The 17,296-nt window shown below is 64.0% G+C and carries 15 protein-coding genes; 3 read left to right on the plus strand and 12 right to left on the minus strand.

Annotation, left to right across the window (positions count from 1 at the left end; translation table 11 throughout):
- The 12 genes from Q0L30_RS05775 to gyrA all read right to left on the minus strand — a co-directional run.
- Window positions 1-1,080: UDP-glucose/GDP-mannose dehydrogenase family protein (locus Q0L30_RS05775; protein WP_296652440.1), on the minus strand; the 1,080-nt coding region annotated here is incomplete at its 3' end.
- Between the two features lie 108 nt (window positions 1,081-1,188).
- Complete coding sequence (gene lapB, locus Q0L30_RS05780; protein ID WP_296652442.1) at window positions 1,189-2,364, minus strand: lipopolysaccharide assembly protein LapB; 1,176 nt, start codon at window positions 2,362-2,364, stop codon at window positions 1,189-1,191.
- A 65-nt stretch (window positions 2,365-2,429) separates the two neighbouring features.
- Window positions 2,430-2,723, minus strand: a complete 294-nt coding sequence (locus tag Q0L30_RS05785; RefSeq protein WP_296652444.1) for a LapA family protein — start codon at window positions 2,721-2,723, stop codon at window positions 2,430-2,432.
- Window positions 2,724-3,071: 348 nt separating this feature from the next.
- Window positions 3,072-3,395: an integration host factor subunit beta gene (locus Q0L30_RS05790; RefSeq protein WP_293035314.1), complete on the minus strand. Its 324-nt coding sequence runs from the start codon at window positions 3,393-3,395 to the stop codon at window positions 3,072-3,074.
- Between the two features lie 21 nt (window positions 3,396-3,416).
- Window positions 3,417-5,129, minus strand: a complete 1,713-nt coding sequence (gene rpsA / locus Q0L30_RS05795; RefSeq protein ID WP_296652449.1) for a 30S ribosomal protein S1 — start codon at window positions 5,127-5,129, stop codon at window positions 3,417-3,419.
- A gap of 194 nt (window positions 5,130-5,323) precedes the next feature.
- Window positions 5,324-6,058, minus strand: coding sequence for a (d)CMP kinase (cmk, locus tag Q0L30_RS05800; protein ID WP_296652452.1), 735 nt, complete (start codon window positions 6,056-6,058; stop codon window positions 5,324-5,326).
- A gap of 19 nt (window positions 6,059-6,077) precedes the next feature.
- Window positions 6,078-7,382 carry a 3-phosphoshikimate 1-carboxyvinyltransferase gene (gene aroA / locus Q0L30_RS05805; protein ID WP_296652454.1) on the minus strand — a complete coding sequence of 435 codons (1,305 nt, stop codon included), beginning with the start codon at window positions 7,380-7,382 and terminating at the stop codon, window positions 6,078-6,080.
- Window positions 7,383-7,420: 38 nt separating this feature from the next.
- Window positions 7,421-8,359 carry a prephenate dehydrogenase/arogenate dehydrogenase family protein gene (locus tag Q0L30_RS05810; RefSeq protein WP_296652602.1) on the minus strand — a complete coding sequence of 313 codons (939 nt, stop codon included), beginning with the start codon at window positions 8,357-8,359 and terminating at the stop codon, window positions 7,421-7,423.
- Window positions 8,360-8,469: 110 nt separating this feature from the next.
- Window positions 8,470-9,552, minus strand: a complete 1,083-nt coding sequence (gene pheA, locus Q0L30_RS05815; protein WP_296652457.1) for a prephenate dehydratase — start codon at window positions 9,550-9,552, stop codon at window positions 8,470-8,472.
- Between the two features lie 76 nt (window positions 9,553-9,628).
- A complete protein-coding gene (gene serC, locus Q0L30_RS05820) occupies window positions 9,629-10,711 on the minus strand; it encodes a 3-phosphoserine/phosphohydroxythreonine transaminase (protein WP_296652460.1) in 1,083 nt (360 codons plus the stop codon).
- A gap of 226 nt (window positions 10,712-10,937) precedes the next feature.
- Window positions 10,938-11,543 (minus strand): DUF2059 domain-containing protein, encoded by a 606-nt coding sequence (locus tag Q0L30_RS05825; protein ID WP_296652462.1) that lies wholly within the window; start codon window positions 11,541-11,543, stop codon window positions 10,938-10,940.
- Between the two features lie 186 nt (window positions 11,544-11,729).
- On the minus strand, window positions 11,730-14,348 hold the full coding sequence (gene gyrA, locus Q0L30_RS05830; RefSeq protein WP_296652465.1) for a DNA gyrase subunit A: 2,619 nt from the start codon (window positions 14,346-14,348) through the stop codon (window positions 11,730-11,732).
- A 572-nt stretch (window positions 14,349-14,920) separates the two neighbouring features.
- Here gyrA and ompA point away from each other — a divergent pair.
- The 3 genes from ompA (at window position 14,921) to gph (ending at window position 17,231) form a co-directional block, all read left to right on the plus strand.
- Window positions 14,921-15,568, plus strand: coding sequence for an outer membrane protein OmpA (gene ompA / locus Q0L30_RS05835; protein ID WP_296652469.1), 648 nt, complete (start codon window positions 14,921-14,923; stop codon window positions 15,566-15,568).
- A 192-nt stretch (window positions 15,569-15,760) separates the two neighbouring features.
- A complete protein-coding gene (gene ubiG / locus Q0L30_RS05840) occupies window positions 15,761-16,459 on the plus strand; it encodes a bifunctional 2-polyprenyl-6-hydroxyphenol methylase/3-demethylubiquinol 3-O-methyltransferase UbiG (protein WP_296652471.1) in 699 nt (232 codons plus the stop codon).
- Between the two features lie 40 nt (window positions 16,460-16,499).
- Window positions 16,500-17,231 (plus strand): phosphoglycolate phosphatase, encoded by a 732-nt coding sequence (gene gph, locus Q0L30_RS05845; protein ID WP_296652475.1) that lies wholly within the window; start codon window positions 16,500-16,502, stop codon window positions 17,229-17,231.
- Window positions 17,232-17,296 lie beyond the last annotated feature (65 nt).

Raw genomic sequence — 17,296 nt, forward strand, 5'->3', positions numbered from 1 at the left:
CACGACGCGCGCGCCCTTGGCGAGCAGCACGCCGGTCAGCTTGATGGCCGGCGACTCGCGAACGTCGTCCGTCTCCGGCTTGAACGCGAGCCCCCAGAGGGCGATCGCCTTGTCCTTCAGGACCCCCACCGTCTGCTCGAGGAGCTGCGCGAGGAAGTGCGCCTGCTCCTCGTTCGCGAGGTGGGTCGCCTCCGCCATGCGCATCGGCACGCCGTGCGCGCGCCCCAGGTGCATGAGCGCCTGCACGTCCTTCGGGAAGCACGAACCGCCGTAGCCGCAGCCCGCATAGAGGAAGTGATAGCCGATACGCGGATCGGAGCCGATGCCGCGCCGCACCGATTCGATGTCGGCGCCCACGCGATCGGCGAGATTCGCCATCTCGTTCATGAACGAGATGCGCGTGGCGAGCATGGCGTTGGCCGCATACTTCGTGAACTCGGCGGAGCGCACATCCATGTAGATCGTGCGCTCGTGATTGCGGTTGAACGGCGCGTAGAGGCGCTTGATCTTCTCGCGCGCAACGTTGCCCTGCTCGTCCTCGTCGATGCCGATGATGATGCGGTCCGGCCGCATGAAATCTTCGACGGCCGCGCCTTCCTTCAGGAACTCGGGATTCGACACGACCGAGAAACCGTGCTGCTCGCTGTCGGCCAGGCCGCGCTTCGCCAGTTCCTCGGCGAGCACGCCGCGCACGCGCTGTGCGGTGCCCACGGGCACCGTCGACTTGTCGACGACCACCTTGAAGCCGTCCATGTAGCGGCCGATGCTGCGCGCCGCTTCGAGGACGTACTGCAGGTCGGCCGAGCCGTCCTCGTCGGGCGGCGTGCCCACGGCGATGAACTGCACGTCGCCATGCGCGACGCTCGCGGCGATATCGGTCGAAAACGTGATGCGGCCTGCGGCACGGTTGCGCGCGATGAGTTCGAGCAGACCCGGCTCGTGGATCGGCACGCCGCCGCTGTTCAGGATATCGATCTTGCGCGGATCGACATCGAGGCAGAACACGTCGTGACCGATTTCAGCGAGGCACGCCCCGGTGACGAGACCGACGTAGCCGGTACCGATAATGGTGATTTTCATACGCGCTCCGGTGACATATTCGGAAATGGGTTTGGCGGCGAGCCGCCCGTTTGCGGGCGGCCAGTCAGGCGCGCAGTGCGCACGAGCGCCGCCCGACGTTCAGTTCGTTCAGTTCGAGGCGGGAACAGGCTCGACGCGGCGCGGTGCATAGGTTTCCCAGCCGCTGCATCCAGGGCACTGCCAGTAGAAGAGGCGCGCCCGGAAACCGCAATTCTGGCACGTGTACCGTGGCAGATTTTTGGTGCGCTGCTGGAGCAGCGAGCGCATCAATTCGATTTCGCTTCGGCGCGGCTCCTCCGCGGCGGCCTGCTGCGCTTCGAGCAGCCGCGACATGCCGGCGAGATTCGGCGACTTCTGCATCTGCGTGCGCGCGAGCACGTGTGCCGCGTCGGCGCCGCGCAGCGCCGCCACGTACTTGTAAGCGACGTCGAGCAGATCGTTCGACGAATACGCGTCGACCCACTCGGTGAGCAGCTGCGCGCCGTCTTCGGCATGGCCGAGCGCCTCGTAGGCCTTCATGACCTTCTCGGCGACGAGCGGCAGGTACGCGGGGTTTTGCTCCTCCACGCGGCGCCACTGCGCGAGCGCGGCTTCGAACGCGCCGCTCGCCGCATCGACGTCGCCGCCGAGGATCGTCGCGCGCACGTTCTGCGGATTCGCTTTCAGCGCCCGGTCGAGCTGGCGCCGCGCCTCGTCGGGCTTTTTCTGCTGCAGCGCTTCTTGCGCGAGTTCGCAGTGGAACTGGGCGATTTCGAGGTCGAGCGAACCGGCGCCCATCGTTTCGAGGTGACGCGCGGTCTCGATCGAGCGGTTCCAGTCTTTCTCGATCTCGTAGATCGTGAGGAGCGCGCGTTGCGCGCCTTGCGCGTAATCGCCCGACTGCAGCGAAACGAAGGTTTCTTCGGCGCGGTCGAGCATGCCCGCCTTCAGGTAATCCTGGCCGAGTTCATAGAGCGCGTGATCGCGTTCGTTCACGGGCAGGTCGGGACGCGAAAGCAGGTTCTGATGCACGCGGATCGCGCGGTCGGTTTCGCCGCGGCGGCGGAACAGATTGCCGAGCGCGAAGTGCAGCTCGACCGTTTCGGGGTCGAGTTTGGCGACCTCGATAAACGCATCGATGGCTTTGTCCGGCTGCTCGTTGAGCAGGAAATTCAGTCCGCGGAAATACGAGCGCGGCAGATTGGCGCTTTCGGATAACAGCGCCTTGAGATCGTAGCGAGACGCCATCCAGCCGAGCGCGAATGCGACGGGAATGACGAGCAGCCACCAGAAATCGAGATCCATGCGAGCGATGGTTTAAGCAGGAGGATGAGCCGCGCGCGTATACGGCGCGCGGTGACACTAGCGATTCAGATGAGCGGCGGCAGCGGCGGTTCGGCGACCGGCGCGGGCGTTTCGCGAGCGGTGCGCAGATCCCGCTTCAGGCGGCCGTTTTCCATGCGCAGCTTGAACAGGGCCGGCAGCGCCGAAAGCAGCCCGGCGAGCAACCCGACCACGAAGAACGCGAGGCCGATCAGGATCAGCGGAGCCTGCCACGCGTACCCGGCAAGAAAGCTCAGCGTTGCGGGTTGCGTGTTGGAGAGCGCGAGCACGAGCAGCAACACGAACACCAGCACACGGATCACCCAGGCAATCAATTTCATGAAAGGGTCTCTCGGCAGTTGCGAAAAAGGCGCCGGCGACGGCCGCCGTGCGGCGTGGCAGCACAAATCGAGCCGAATCGCCCCGTATTGTAAATGAACGCCCTGCCGCAGGGCACCTGCGCGGGAAGCCGCGGTACTGAGGCCGATCATCACGCCTTGCCGCCCTGCGCGCACGAGCCACAGGAAGAAGCACAGGAACAGGCACGGGACCCGGCACGGGACCCGGCACCGGACGCGCACGGCACAGGCGAAAAAAAAGCGCCCTGAGGCGCTTTTTCCGGTCCATGCGGCTGGCCAACTCGATTGAGCGCCGGCGATCCGCAAGGTTGCCGTTGCTGCAGGCAACGCTTACAGATCGTCGTCTGGCTCGTCCGCCTTCAGTGGTTCGCCCGAGCGCTGGTCGACGCGCTCGCGCAACTCCTTGCCGGGCTTGAAGTGAGGCACGAACTTCTCGGGCACCAGCACTTTTTCCCCCGACTTCGGGTTGCGTCCGACGCGCGACGGCCGGCGGTTCAGGCCGAAACTGCCGAAGCCGCGAATTTCGATGCGGTGACCCTTCGCAAGCGCGTCGGACATCGCATCGAGCATCGTCTTGACCGCGAAATCCGCATCCTTGAGGACAAGTTGCGGAAATCGCGTAGCCAGCTGCGCGACCAATTCAGATTTGGTCATACTTCAGCTGCCCCTTGAGGCTTACTGGTTCTGGCCGTCGAGCTTGGCCTTCAGCAGCGCGCCGAGGTTCGTCGTGCCGCTTGCCGCTGCGTTCGAATCAGCCGACATGCTGCGCAGCGCTTCTTGCTGCTCGGCCGAATCCTTCGCCTTGATCGACAGGTTGATGCCACGCGACTTGCGATCGATGTTGATGATCATCGCGTTGACCTTGTCGCCTTCCTTCAGCACGTTGCGGGCGTCTTCCACGCGGTCCTGGGCGATTTCCGAAGCACGCAGGTAGCCTTCGACATCGGCGTTCAGCGTGATCACAGCGCCCTTGGCGTCGACCGACTTGACGATACCGTCGACAGTCGAACCCTTGTCGTTGACAGCAACGAAGTTGCTGAACGGGTCGCCTTCGAGCTGCTTGATGCCGAGCGAAATGCGTTCCTTCTCGACGTCGATACCGAGCACGACTGCCTCGACTTCGTCGCCCTTCTTGTACTTGCGCACGGCTTCTTCGCCGGTTTCGCTCCACGACAGGTCCGACAGGTGGACGAGGCCGTCGATGCCGCCGGGCAGACCGATGAACACGCCGAAGTCGGTGATCGACTTGATTGCGCCCTGGATCTTGTCGCCCTTCTTGAAGTTGCGGCTGAAGTCATCCCACGGATTCGGCTTGCACTGCTTCATGCCGAGGCTGATACGACGGCGGTCTTCGTCGATCTCGAGGACCATGACTTCGACTTCGTCGCCCAGCTGGACAACCTTCGACGGAGCAACGTTCTTGTTGGTCCAGTCCATTTCCGAAACGTGGACGAGGCCTTCGATGCCCGACTCGACTTCGACGAACGCGCCGTAGTCGGTGATGTTCGTGACCTTGCCGAACAGGCGCGTGCCCGACGGGTAGCGGCGCGAGATGCCTTCCCACGGATCGTCGCCCAGTTGCTTGATGCCGAGCGAGACGCGGTTCTTTTCCTGGTCGAACTTGAGGATCTTGGCGGTGACTTCCTGGCCAACCGACAGAACTTCGCTCGGGTGACGCACGCGACGCCATGCGATGTCGGTGATGTGCAGCAGGCCGTCGATGCCGCCGAGGTCGACGAACGCGCCGTAGTCGGTGATGTTCTTGACCACGCCGTTGACGATCGCGCCTTCCTTGAGCGTCTCGAGCAGCTTCGCGCGCTCTTCGCCCTGCGTGGCTTCGATCACTGCGCGGCGCGACAGCACGACGTTGTTACGCTTGCGGTCGAGCTTGATGACGCGGAATTCGAGGGTCTTGCCTTCGTACGGCGTCGTGTCCTTGACCGGACGCGTGTCGACGAGCGAACCCGGCAGGAACGCGCGGATGCCGTTGACCATGACGGTCATGCCGCCCTTGACCTTGCCCGTGATCGTGCCGGTCACGAGTTCGTTGTTGTCGAGAGCCTTTTCCAGCGACAGCCACGAAGCAAGGCGCTTGGCCTTGTCGCGCGACAGGATCGTGTCGCCATAACCGTTTTCCAGCGCGTCGATCGCGACGGAAACGAAATCGCCCGACTGAACCTCAACCTCGCCCTGGTCGTTCAGGAATTCCTCGATGGGAATGTAGGCCTCGGACTTCAGGCCAGCGTTGACGACCACGAAGTTGTGGTCGACGCGCACGACTTCAGCGGAGATGACTTCGCCGGCGCGCATGTCCTGGCGGGTCAGCGACTCTTCGAACAGAGCCGCGAAAGATTCGGTATTCGGGGTAGAGGTTTGCAGGTCGGACATAGAAATCTGAATTTGCATGGATCTTGCCCGGCGTCTTACTGCTCACCGGCCATCCTGACCGGTTTCACGCCGATGCCGGAACACCAGTTCGCGGCACGAATGCAAAAACCATACGGGGTTAAAGGGTTTAACACACGCCCCGCTCACGCGGAGCACCACTACTACTGCAGCTACAACTCAAACTACAACTGAAACTAATCGTGATGACGCGACGCCTGTCCATGTTGGGCTTCATGCGCCCTTTCATGTACTCGCGCATGTACCCGATACCATTGCACAACCTGTTCGACCGCCTGGTCGATGGACAGCGCCGAGGTGTCGAGCAGCATCGCACCCTCCGCGGGCTTAAGCGGCGCGGCAGCGCGGTTGCTGTCGCGTGCATCGCGCTCACGCAAATCCCGGAGTAAGTCATCCATATTAGCAGAAAATCCCTTCTGGATCAATTGCTTATACCGCCGGGCCGCGCGTGCCTCGACGCTGGCTGTCAGAAACACCTTCAGGACGGCGTCCGGGAAGATCACCGTGCCCATGTCGCGGCCGTCCGCGACAAGTCCGGGCAGCTTGCGAAACGCCCGCTGGCGCGCCACCAGCGCCGCGCGCACAGGCGGATGCGCCGCGATCATCGAGGCCCGGTTGCCGATCGCCTCCTCGCGGATTTCGCTCGACACATCCACACCGTCGAGCTGCGCGAGCCCTTCACGGAACGTGATGTGCAGATCGTCGACGAGTTTGGCCAGGCCATCGGCATCGTCGGGCGCAATCGCGTACCGCACGCTCGCGAGCGCCGACAGACGATAGAGCGCGCCGCTGTCGAGCAGGTGAAAGCCGAGATGCGCGGCGACCAGCGTGGCCACCGTGCCCTTGCCGGACGCGGTCGGGCCGTCGATGGCGATGACGGGAACAGGATAAAAGGGGCGGGACGATTTCATGCTGACGTCAGGGCCGGGCTCAGGGTTGTGCGAGCGTGAGAAAACGCTCGAAATAATCGGGGAACGTCTTGCCGACGCACTTCGGATCGTTGATCCGCACCGGCACGCCGCCGAGACTCACGAGCGAGAAGCACATCGCCATGCGGTGGTCGTCGTAGGTGTCGATCGCGGCGTTCGGCGTGAGGCGCGCGGGCGGACGCACGATCAGATAGTCCTCGCCCTCCTGCACGTCGGCGCCGACCTTGCGCAGCTCCTTCGCCATCGCGGCGATGCGGTCGGTTTCCTTCACGCGCCAGCTCGCGATGTTGCGCAGCGTCGTGGCGCCGTCGGCGAAGAGCGCGGCCACGGCAATCGTCATCGCCGCGTCGGGGATCAGGTTGAAGTCCATGTCGACCGGATTGAGCTTGCCGTGGTCGTTGCCGATGCCGCGCACCTCGATCCAGTCGTCGGACATCGTGACGTTGGCGCCCATGCGGCCGAGCGCATCGGCGAAACCGATGTCGCCCTGGATGCTCGTGCGGCCCACGCCCACGACGCGCAAAGGCCCGCCGCCGAGTGCGCCCGCGGCGAGGAAATAGGACGCCGACGACGCATCGCCCTCGACCATGATCTTGCCCGGCGACTGGTAGCGCACGCCCGCCGGCACTTCGAAGCGATGCGTGCCGGGGCGCTCGACCTTCACGCCGAAGCGCTCCATGAGCTTGATGGTGATATCGATGTAGGGCTTCGAGATCAGCTCGCCGTCCACCTCGACGACGCTCACGCCGTCCTTCGCGCGCACGAGCGGCAGCGTCATCAGGAGCGCGGTGAGGAACTGGCTCGACACGTCGCCGCGCACGCGGATCGGCCCGTCGACTGCGACCTGCGCCGGACGGATGCGCAGCGGCGGATAGCCCTCTTTTTCCTCGTAGTCGATCGACGCGCCGATCTGGCGCAGGCCGTCCACGAGGTCCCCGATAGGCCGCTCATGCATGCGCGGCACGCCGAAGATGCGGTAGTCGCCGCCGTTGACCGCGAGCGCCGCCGTCAGCGGGCGCACCGCCGTGCCCGCGTTGCCGAGGAAGAGATCCGCGCGCCGTGCCTGGAAGGCGCCGCGCGTGCCCTGCACGACGCAGGTCTCGCCTTCGCGCCGGAGCTTCACGCCGAGCGTTTCTAGCGCATCGTGCATGACGCGCGTGTCGTCGGAGTCGAGCAGATTCGTGATCGTCGTCTCACCTTCGGCCAGCGCCGCAAGCAGCAGCACGCGGTTCGAGATGCTCTTCGAGCCGGGCAGATAGATCGTGCCGGAGGCACGGGAGAACGGTCCGAGATCGAGGTAGTCCATGAGCTAGTCCTGAGAATTCGGTCGGGCGCTTATTTCGCTTATTTGTCGGGGGATGCGTCGGCGACCCGCTTGCCGCCGCGCTCCTGCCACGCGGTGCGGGCCTCGCGCGAGCGCGCGAACAGTGCTTCGAGCGCGGCGCCGTCACCGGTGTCGATGGCTGCGCGCAGCTTCACAAGCGCTCCAGTGTAGGCGTCGAGCTCCGCGAGCAGCGCGGTGCGGTTCGCGAGGCACACGTCGCGCCACATTTCGGGGCTCGACGCGGCGATGCGGGTGAAATCGCGGAAGCCGCCCGCCGCAAACGAGAATTTGAGTTCGGCATCCGGCGACGCAAGAATCTGATCGACGAGCGCGAACGACAGCACGTGCGGCAGATGGCTCACCGCCGCGAACACGCGGTCGTGCTGCGCGGCACTCATCGTGCCCGTCACGGCGCCGGTCGCACGCCACATTGCAGCGATGCGCTCGACCGCCTGCGGCGCGTTCTCCGGGAGTGGGCACAGCACGACGTTGCGGCCGACGTAGAGGTCGGGCAGCGCGGCCTCGATGCCGCTCGATTCCCGGCCCGCGATCGGATGCCCGGGCACGAACTGCGCGACGCGCGCACCGAGCGCTGCGCGTGCGGCTTCGATCACGTCGCTCTTCGTGCTGCCCGCGTCGGTCACGAGCGTCTGCGCTTCGAGGTGCGGCGCGATGCGTTCGAGCAGCGTGCGCGTCTGCGCAACGGGCGCGGCGAGCAGCACGATATCGGCGCCCGTGAGTGCCTCGGCCAGCGCCGCTTCGTCGGCGAGCGTCGTCGCCACGTCGATCACGCCCAGTTCGAGCGCGCGCTCGACGGCGTGCGCATGCCGCCCGACGCCGATCACACGGCCCGTCGCGCCGCGCTCGCGCAGGCCGAGCGCAAGCGATCCGCCGATCAGGCCGACGCCGAAAATTACCAGTTTGTTAAAGGGAAACGCGCTCACGACATCACCGGAAATTGGGAAACATACGCCGCGATCACATCGTCGCGAGCGAGCCTTCGAGCGCCGCGGCAGACGCCACTACGCCGCCGCGGGCTCTTCAGGCAGAGCGATCGTCACACGCAGCCTTAGCGCAGGCGCGGATACGATCCCAGGATCTTCAGATACGCGGCCTTCTTGCCGAGGTCATCGAGCGCAGCGGCCACGGCGGGATCGTCGCGATGGCCTTCGAAATCGATGTAGAAGTAGTACTCCCACGTGCCGACGCGCGCCGGACGCGACTCGAAGCGCGTCATCGACACGCCGTGGCGCGCGAGCGGCTCAAGCAGCTTGTAGACGGCGCCCGGCTCGTTTTTCACCGAAACGATCATCGACGTCTGGTCGTGCCCCGTCACACCCGCGAGTTGCTTGCCGATGATCACGAAGCGCGTGCGGTTGTGCGGATCGTCCTGAATCAGCGCGCTCGCGATCTGCAGACCGTAGTGCGCGGCCGCGCGCTCGCCCGCAATGGCGGCAACGGACGGATCGGCGGCAGCCAGACGCGCGGCCTCGGCGTTGCTCGCCACGGCCTGGCGCTCGAGCTGCGGCGCGTTCGCGGTGAGCCAGTGCTGGCACTGTGCAAGCGCATGCGGGTGCGCGCACACGCGCGTGACGCCCTTGAGCGTGCCGCTTTGCGTCAGCAGATTGTGCTGGATCGGCAGCGCGATTTCGCCGCCGATGGCGAGTTGCATTTCGAGGAACAGATCGAGCGTGCGCGACACCGCGCCTTCGGCCGAATTCTCGACCGGCACGACGCCGAATTCGGCGGCGCCCGCCTCGACCGAGCGAAACACTTCGTCGATCGACGGGCACGGCAGCCCTTCGATCGTCTGACCGAAGTACGCGTGCATCGCCTCTTCGCTATACGTGCCGACCGGACCGAGATAGGCGGTCGTAATGGTCTTTTCGAGCGAGCGGCTCGCGGCCATGATCTCGCGCCAGATCGCGCTGATGTGATCGTTGCCGAGCGGCCCGTCGCTCATGTCCTGCAGGCGTGCGATGACCTGCAGCTCGCGCTCGGGGCGAAACACCGGTGCGTTGTAGTGCTTCTTGACCTCGCCCACTTCGAGCGCGACCGCCGCACGCTGGTTCAGCAGTGCGATCAGCTGCGCATCGATCGCGTCGATGCGCTCGCGCAGCGGCTTGAGTTTTGAATTGAGTTCGTCGTCCATGCGTGAAACCGGCAATATGAAAGGATGCGCGCACGCTAGCGCCCGATGCAGCCAACCCGGTGGACCACCCGGGGACTCATGCGTGCTTTGCTTCGAATTCCTTCATGTACTCGACCAGTGCTTTCACTGCCTCGAGCGGCACCGCGTTGTAAATCGACGCCCGCATGCCGCCGACGGACTTGTGGCCCTTCAGCTGCAACAGCCCGCGCGCCTTCGCGCCGGCGAGGAAATCTTCGTTACGTGTTTCGTCGGCGAGGAAGAACGGTACGTTCATCCGCGAGCGCGCGCGGCGCTCCACCTTGTTGATGTAGAAGCCGCTCGCGTCGATCGTGTCGTAGAGCAGCTGCGCTTTTTCGATATTGCGCGCTTCCATGGCGGCCAGGCCGCCCTGGCGCTTGAGCCACTTGAACACGAGCCCGGCGATGTAGATCGCGTAGGTGGGCGGCGTGTTGAACATGGAGTTGTTCGCGGCAACCGTCTTCCATTCGAACGCGGACGGGCAGATCGGCATCGCGCGGTCGAGCAGGTCTTCGCGCACGATCACGACCGTGACGCCGGCCATGCCGATGTTCTTCTGCGCACCGCCGTAGAGCACGCCGTATTTGGCGATGTCCATCGGACGCGAAAGGATGTGCGACGAAGCATCCGCCACAAGCGGAATATCGCCGAGGTCGGGGATCTCGAACGTCTCGACGCCATCGATCGTTTCGTTCGTGCACAGATGCACGTAGGCGGGATCGTCGGAGAGCTGCCACTCGCTTTTCGGCGGCGAATGCGTGAAGCCGGCGCCCGTGCGGCCCGTCGCGGCAATGTGGGCCGCGCCGTACTTGAGCGCTTCCTTCTGCGACTTCTGCGACCACGAGCCGGTTACCACGAAGTCCGCGCGCGGCTTCGTGCCGAACAGGTTCAGCGGAACGATGGCGTTCTCGCCGATGCCGCCGCCCTGCAAAAACAGGATGTGGTGGCTCGCCGGAACCTGCAGCAAGTCGCGCAGATCGAGCAGTGCCTCGCTGTGGATCTGCATGAATTCGGGGCCGCGATGGCTCATTTCCATCACGCCCATCCCGCTGCCGTGCCAGTCGAGCATTTCGTCGGCGGCCTGGCGCAGCACCTCTTCGGGCAGCGCCGCAGGTCCGGCGGAGAAGTTGAACACGCGCATCGTAATGAGATCCCCGAGGCGGGCGCTGCGGCAAAAAAGGCCGAAAACCGCGCCCGAAAAAGAAAATGACCGTCTGCGCTCACGCGCAAACGGCCATTATCGCACTGTCACCGGGAACCCGCCAACGCGGCTCCCGGCTACCAAAAGCGCGCGCTTTTCGATCCCTGCCCGATCCCTGAAGCGGTTCGGCCGGGACTCGCGCGCCCTTGTTTGACCGATCGACCGATTACTTGGCCGACTTGACCGCGGCGACTTCCTTGTCGGCCTGGTCGCGCGTTGCCTTGATCGATTGCGGCATGTACTTCTGCATCAGACCGCTCACGACGTCACGGCCGACTTGATCTTGCACCTGGATGAACTTGCGGCCGGTCGGGCTGCGGTAGAACGTGGTCAGGTCCTTGATTTCCTGCGTGCTGTAGTACTTTGCGTAGGCTTCGTACTGAGCCGTCATTGCGTCCTGGCGGAACGCGTCGGTTGCGAAGACCTGGCCTGCCTGGTCAACGAGCTTCGGCACCGCGTTCTTTTGCAGCGCCGGGACGGAAGCCTGCTTTTGCTTGTCCGTCATCGTCTTGTTTTCGGACAGTGCGTCCGACAGGATCGCCGGAACGAGCTGCTTGGCCTGCATCTGTGCGCTGTTACCGATTGCGCCGACGAGCTTCTGTGCGTCGATCGCGTCGAGCAGGTCCTTGATCGCGGCTTGCTTGGCCGAATCGATCGGTGCTGCGGCAGCGGCCGGAGCTTGCGCGGGCGCCGGGGACTGGAGCGCCTGGGCCATTGCAAACGTCGGCACGAGAGCGGCCAGCAACAAAACCTGCTTGAATCGTTTTTGCATCATTACTCCCTTATTAGAGAAATTAGTCGAACTGTCCGCGCTGCGGACCGTGCGGTGCGTCATTCGCCCGCAACCGGTTCTGCCTCGCGCCATTCAGGACTTTCCTGCACTGGCTGGCCCGCTCGCGCGGACCGCCCCTATGATTGACTGCTAGCGAGTTACTACTGACGATTTACTGCTGACGGGTTACACCCCATTCTCGCCCTCGCCCTCACCCGGTTCGACGTCGCCCGCCTCGCCTTCTGCGTCGGCCTCCGCGACCTGTTGCAGACCGGAAAGCTTCGTGCCCTCGTCAAGGCTGATGAGTGTAACACCTTGTGTCGCACGTCCCATTTCGCGGATTTCCGACACACGCGTGCGGATCAGCACACCCGTTGTCGTAATCAGCATGATCTGGGCTTCGGAGTCGACGAGCGTCGCCGCGACAACCTTGCCGTTACGCTCGGACGTCTGGATCGCGATCATCCCCTTCGTACCGCGCCCATGACGCGTGTACTCGGTGATCGGCGTGCGCTTGCCGTATCCGTTCTCGGTTGCGGTGAGCACCGACTGCTGCTCATCGCCGGCAACGAGCAGCGCTATGACCTGCTGCGCATCGTCGAGCTGCATGCCGCGCACGCCGCGTGCCTCGCGGCCCATCGGACGCACATCGTTTTCGTCGAAGCGCACGGCCTTGCCCGCATCGGAGAACAGCATGACGTCGTGCTGGCCGTCCGTGATGGCCGCGCCGATCAGGTAATCGCCGTCGTCGAGACCGACCGCGATAATACCCTTGCGCATCGGGCGGCTGAAGGCTTCAAGCGGCGTCTTTTTGACCGTTCCGAGCGCGGTCGCCATGAAGACGAACTTGTCCGCCGAGAATTCCTTCACCGGCAGCACAACCGTGATCTTTTCGCCGTCCTGCAGCGGGAACATATTGACGATCGGACGGCCGCGCGAGTTGCGCGAACCTTGCGGCACCTCATACACCTTCACCCAGTACACGCGCCCGCGGTTCGAGAAGCACAGGATGTGGTCGTGGGTATTGGCGATGAAGAGCGTGTCGATCCAGTCGTCTTCCTTCATCGACGTCGCCTGTTTGCCGCGACCTCCGCGCTTCTGGGCGCGATATTCGGACAACGGCTGCGATTTCACGTAACCCGAGTGCGACATGGTGACGACCATGTCCTGCGGCGTGATCAGGTCTTCGGTATTCAGTTCGGTCGCGTTCAGCTCGATCTTCGAGCGGCGCTCATCGCCGAATTCGCTCTTGATCGCGGTGAGTTCGCCGGAGATCATCTCCGTTACGCGCTCGGGGCGCGCAAGGATGTCCAGCAGGTCGGCAATCTGCGCCATCACGTCGCGGTACTCGCCGATGATCTTGTCCTGCTCCAGACCGGTCAGGCGCTGCAGACGCATCTGCAGGATTTCCTGTGCCTGGGTGTCGGACAGACGATAGAGGCCGTCGCCCTGCATGCCGAAGAGCGGATTGAGGCCTTCCGGGCGATAGGCTTCGCGGCCGCCGGCGGCCGCGTTCTCGGCTTCGGCGCGCGCGAGCATCTCGCGCACGAGCGACGAATCCCACGCGTGGTTCATCAGCTCCTGCTTCGCGATCGGCGGCGTGGGCGCGGCCTTGATGATCGCGATGAACTCGTCGATGTTCGCGAGCGCAACCGCGAGGCCTTCGAGCACATGCCCGCGTTCGCGCGCCTTGCGCAGTTCGTACACGGTGCGCCGCGTGAGCACCTCGCGGCGATGCGACAGGAAATGGTCGAGCATTTCCTTCAGGTTCAGCAGCTTCGGCTGGTTGTCCACCAGCGCGACCATGTTCATGCCGAACGTGTCCTGCAGCTGCGTCGCCTTATACAGATTGTTGAGGATGACCTCGGGCACTTCGCCGCGCTTGAGCTCGATCACGACGCGCATGCCGCTTTTGTCGGATTCGTCGCGGATGTCGGAAATGCCTTCGAGCTTCTTCTCGTTGACCAGCTCGGCGATGCGCTCGAGCAGCGAACGCTTGTTCACCTGATACGGCAGCTCGTCGACGATGATCGCCATGCGCTGGCCACGGTCGATCTCTTCGAAGTGCGTGGCCGCGCGCATCACGACACGGCCGCGGCCGGTGCGATAGCCGTCGCGCACGCCGGCGACGCCGTAGATGATGCCGGCCGTCGGGAAATCCGGCGCCGGAATGATCTCGATCAGCTCGTCGATGGAAGCGTGCGGATTCTTGAGCAGATGCTGGCAGGCATCGACGACTTCACCGAGGTTGTGGGGCGGGATGTTCGTGGCCATGCCGACCGCGATGCCCGACGAGCCGTTGATCAGCAGGTTCGGGATGCGCGCCGGCAGGATTTGGGGCTCGTTTTCGCTGCCGTCGTAGTTCGGCCCGAAGTCGACGGTTTCCTTGTCGATATCGGCAAGCAGCTCGTGGCCGATCTTCGCCATGCGGATTTCGGTGTATCGCATGGCGGCGGCGTTGTCGCCGTCGATCGAGCCGAAGTTGCCCTGTCCGTCCACCAGCATGTAGCGCAGCGAGAAATCCTGCGCCATGCGGACGATCGTGTCGTAGACAGCGGTGTCGCCGTGGGGGTGGTATTTACCGATGACGTCGCCGACGATACGCGCCGACTTTTTGTAGGCACGGTTCCAGTCGTTGTTCAGCTCGTGCATCGCGTAGAGCACGCGCCGGTGCACGGGCTTCAAACCGTCGCGAACATCCGGAAGCGCCCGCCCGACGATCACGCTCATCGCGTAATCGAGATACGAGCGGCGCATTTCCTCCTCGAGAGAGATAGGCAGAGTCTCTTTGGCGAATTGATCCATTATCGATGTCGTATACAGGCACGCCCGGTGCAGCCGGGAAATCCCGACTGGCACCGCGGCGCGCCCATGCTGTCGCATGGACGCCGCGGACGCAGCGCATCACGCGATTCTACCATGCGCGACACCCCCGGCCGCGACCTACGTATACCTATTAGCAGGCACCGCAAGGAACCGCTCAAAAACGCGCTGAATGGACGCAGAAGGGAAATAGCGGCGCACCGGAGGGACACCAGCGGGACCACAGCGCAGCCGTAGCGAAGACAAGCGGGCGACAGCACACCGTCTATTGCAGGAAACTGTGACCATCGTCGTGCCCAGGGTATGCCGCGGGAACTTTTTGTTGCGGGTGTACCACATTCGACTCACCCCAAAGAAAGGGGCAGATTTTTTTTATCGTCGGACGGGAACGATATGGCAAAATGCGAACGCAAAGTCAGTGTTAGACACGGCTCGAAGTCTACACAACACGTAACCGATAACGCGCCGATGTTATACTTCGAGCAATGTATGACTTGTCTTCGTCACATGGCTCGCAGTAAACCTGCGGTAATCTCAAATTCGAGAGGAGAAATATGAATAAACTTTCAAAGCTCGCGTTCATTGCAGCTACCGCAGTTATGGCTGCATCCGCCTCGGCACAATCGGTGCCGGCGTCGCGACAAGCCGTCAACGACAACTGGGTGAATGGTACCGGCGAATACGTGTGGATGAACGGCACGAACGAGCTTTGCTGGCGCGATGCATTCTGGACGCCGGCCACCGCCAACGCCAAGTGCGATGGCGCACTGGTCGCCCAGGCACCGCAGCCGCCGGTCGCACCGGCACCGGCACCGGCCATCACCAGCCAGAAGATCACGTATCAAGCTGACGCCCTGTTCGATTTCGACAAGGCCATCCTGAAGCCGGCCGGCAAGGAAAAGCTGGACGAACTGGCAGGCAAGATCCAGGCACTGAACCTCGAAGTCGTCGTCGCAACGGGCCACACCGACCGCATCGGTTCGGCTGCCTACAACGACCGTCTGTCGCTGCGTCGTGCACAAGCCGTGAAGGCATACCTGGTCAGCAAGGGCGTTCCGGCCGACCGCATCTACACGGAAGGCAAGGGCAAGCGCCAACCGGTTACGACGGGCTGCAACCAGAAGAACCGCAAGGCTCTCATCTCGTGCCTCGCACCGGATCGCCGCGTGGAAGTCGAAGTCGTCGGCACCCAGAAGCAGTAATTCGCGAGCCGCGACTGAAAGTATCAAAACCCCGCTTCGGCGGGGTTTTTTTTCGCCCTGCTTTTCCCGCTGCGCCGGGACATCGAGAAGTAGCTGGGGGATCGGCGGCAAAGGGCGCCATTTTGCGAGCCTGCCCGGCCCCTATATACTGAAGCTTTCCTCCACCCGCAACCGCGCCTCAGGTCTTACAACATGACGAACGCCGATCCCCATGAACTGCAAAAATTCAGCGATCTCGCTCATCGCTGGTGGGATCCGAACGCAGAATTCAAGCCGCTTCACGAACTGAACCCGACACGCCTGAACTGGATCGACAGCTACGCGCACCTCGCTGGCAAGCGCGTGCTCGACGTGGGCTGCGGCGGCGGCATCCTGTCCGAGTCGATGGCCGGACTCGGCGCGAACGTCAAAGGTATCGACCTGTCGCCCGAAGCGCTCGGCGTCGCCGACCTGCATAGCCTCGAAAGCGGCGTGACCGTCGACTACGAGGAGATTTCCGCCGAACCGCTCGCCGCGCGCGAACCGGCGTCGTTCGACGTCGTGACCTGCATGGAGATGCTCGAACACGTGCCGGATCCGGCCGGTGTCGTCGCTGCGTGCGCCACGCTCGTCAAGCCGGGCGGCTGGGTGTTCTTCTCGACGCTCAACCGCAACGTGAAGTCCTACATGCTCGCGGTGATCGCCGCCGAATACGTCGCGCAGATGCTGCCCAAGGGCACGCACGATTACGCGCGCTTCATCCGCCCGTCCGAGCTGGCCGGGTTCGTTCGCGAGGCCAGGCTGAGCCTCGCCGAGATCAGGGGCGTCACGTACAACCCGCTCACGCGGCGCTATGCGCTCTCGAACGATTCCAGCGTCAATTACATGGTCGCCTGCCAGCGCGAAGCCTGAGGCGCGTGTTGCACGACTTCAGCGCGACTTCACGTCCGACATGAATTCATCCACGAAAGTCCCGGCTGCGGCCGATGACGGCGCAGCGCTTGGCGCATGCGACGCCGTGCTGTTCGATTTTGACGGCACGCTTGCCGACACGGCGCCCGATCTTGCTGCCGCCGTCAACCAGATGCGTCACGCGCGCGGTCTTGCGCCCGCGCCGATTGAGCGGCTGCGTCCGCTCGCTTCGGCAGGTGCACGGGGACTGATCGGCGGCGCGTTCGGGATCGGTCCCGATCATGCCGAATTCGCTGCACTGCGCGAGGAGTTTCTCGCCAACTATGCAGCCAATCTGCGCATCGAGACGGCGCTCTTTCCCGGCATCGACGCCGTCCTCGACGACCTCGACGCACGCGGTGTGCGCTGGGGCATCGTGACGAACAAGGTCGCGCGGCTCACCGATCCGCTCGTCGCGCTCATGCACCTCGACACGCGTGCGGCCTGCGTCGTCAGCGGCGACACCACACCCTACGCGAAGCCGCATCCTGCGCCGCTGCTTCACGCGGCGCAGGTGCTTGGCGTCCATCCGCAGCGCGCGGTGTACGTGGGCGACGACTTGCGCGACGTTCAGGCGGGCGTTGCCGCCGGCATGGCGACGATCGCAGCCGCCTACGGCTACTGCGGCAACGACATACCGCCGTCGCAGTGGAACGCGCACTTCGTGGCGGACACAACGACAACGCTGCTCGCGCTGCTTGGCAACGTCCGCAAAGGGTCGCCAGCGGCGTAATTGCCATCGACGACACGGAACGCGCCCTTGAAACGGGCGCGGTTCGCCTCATCTGGCGTTGTGTG

This window comes from Paraburkholderia sp. (assembly GCF_024281035.1).
Classification (GTDB): Bacteria; Pseudomonadota; Gammaproteobacteria; order Burkholderiales; family Burkholderiaceae; genus Paraburkholderia.

Coding starts and splice junctions, on each gene's coding strand:
- gyrA (WP_296652465.1), bottom strand. CDS start 14,348: ATGGATCAATTCGCCAAAGAGACTCTGCCTATCTCTCTCGAGGAGGAA.
- lapB (WP_296652442.1), bottom strand. CDS start 2,364: ATGGATCTCGATTTCTGGTGGCTGCTCGTCATTCCCGTCGCATTCGCG.
- aroA (WP_296652454.1), bottom strand. CDS start 7,382: ATGGACTACCTCGATCTCGGACCGTTCTCCCGTGCCTCCGGCACGATC.
- cmk (WP_296652452.1), bottom strand. CDS start 6,058: ATGAAATCGTCCCGCCCCTTTTATCCTGTTCCCGTCATCGCCATCGAC.
- rpsA (WP_296652449.1), bottom strand. CDS start 5,129: ATGTCCGACCTGCAAACCTCTACCCCGAATACCGAATCTTTCGCGGCT.
- ubiG (WP_296652471.1), top strand. CDS start 15,761: ATGACGAACGCCGATCCCCATGAACTGCAAAAATTCAGCGATCTCGCT.
- gph (WP_296652475.1), top strand. CDS start 16,500: ATGAATTCATCCACGAAAGTCCCGGCTGCGGCCGATGACGGCGCAGCG.
- Q0L30_RS05790 (WP_293035314.1), bottom strand. CDS start 3,395: ATGACCAAATCTGAATTGGTCGCGCAGCTGGCTACGCGATTTCCGCAA.
- Q0L30_RS05825 (WP_296652462.1), bottom strand. CDS start 11,543: ATGCAAAAACGATTCAAGCAGGTTTTGTTGCTGGCCGCTCTCGTGCCG.
- ompA (WP_296652469.1), top strand. CDS start 14,921: ATGAATAAACTTTCAAAGCTCGCGTTCATTGCAGCTACCGCAGTTATG.
- Q0L30_RS05785 (WP_296652444.1), bottom strand. CDS start 2,723: ATGAAATTGATTGCCTGGGTGATCCGTGTGCTGGTGTTCGTGTTGCTG.
- serC (WP_296652460.1), bottom strand. CDS start 10,711: ATGCGCGTGTTCAACTTCTCCGCCGGACCTGCGGCGCTGCCCGAAGAG.
- pheA (WP_296652457.1), bottom strand. CDS start 9,552: ATGGACGACGAACTCAATTCAAAACTCAAGCCGCTGCGCGAGCGCATC.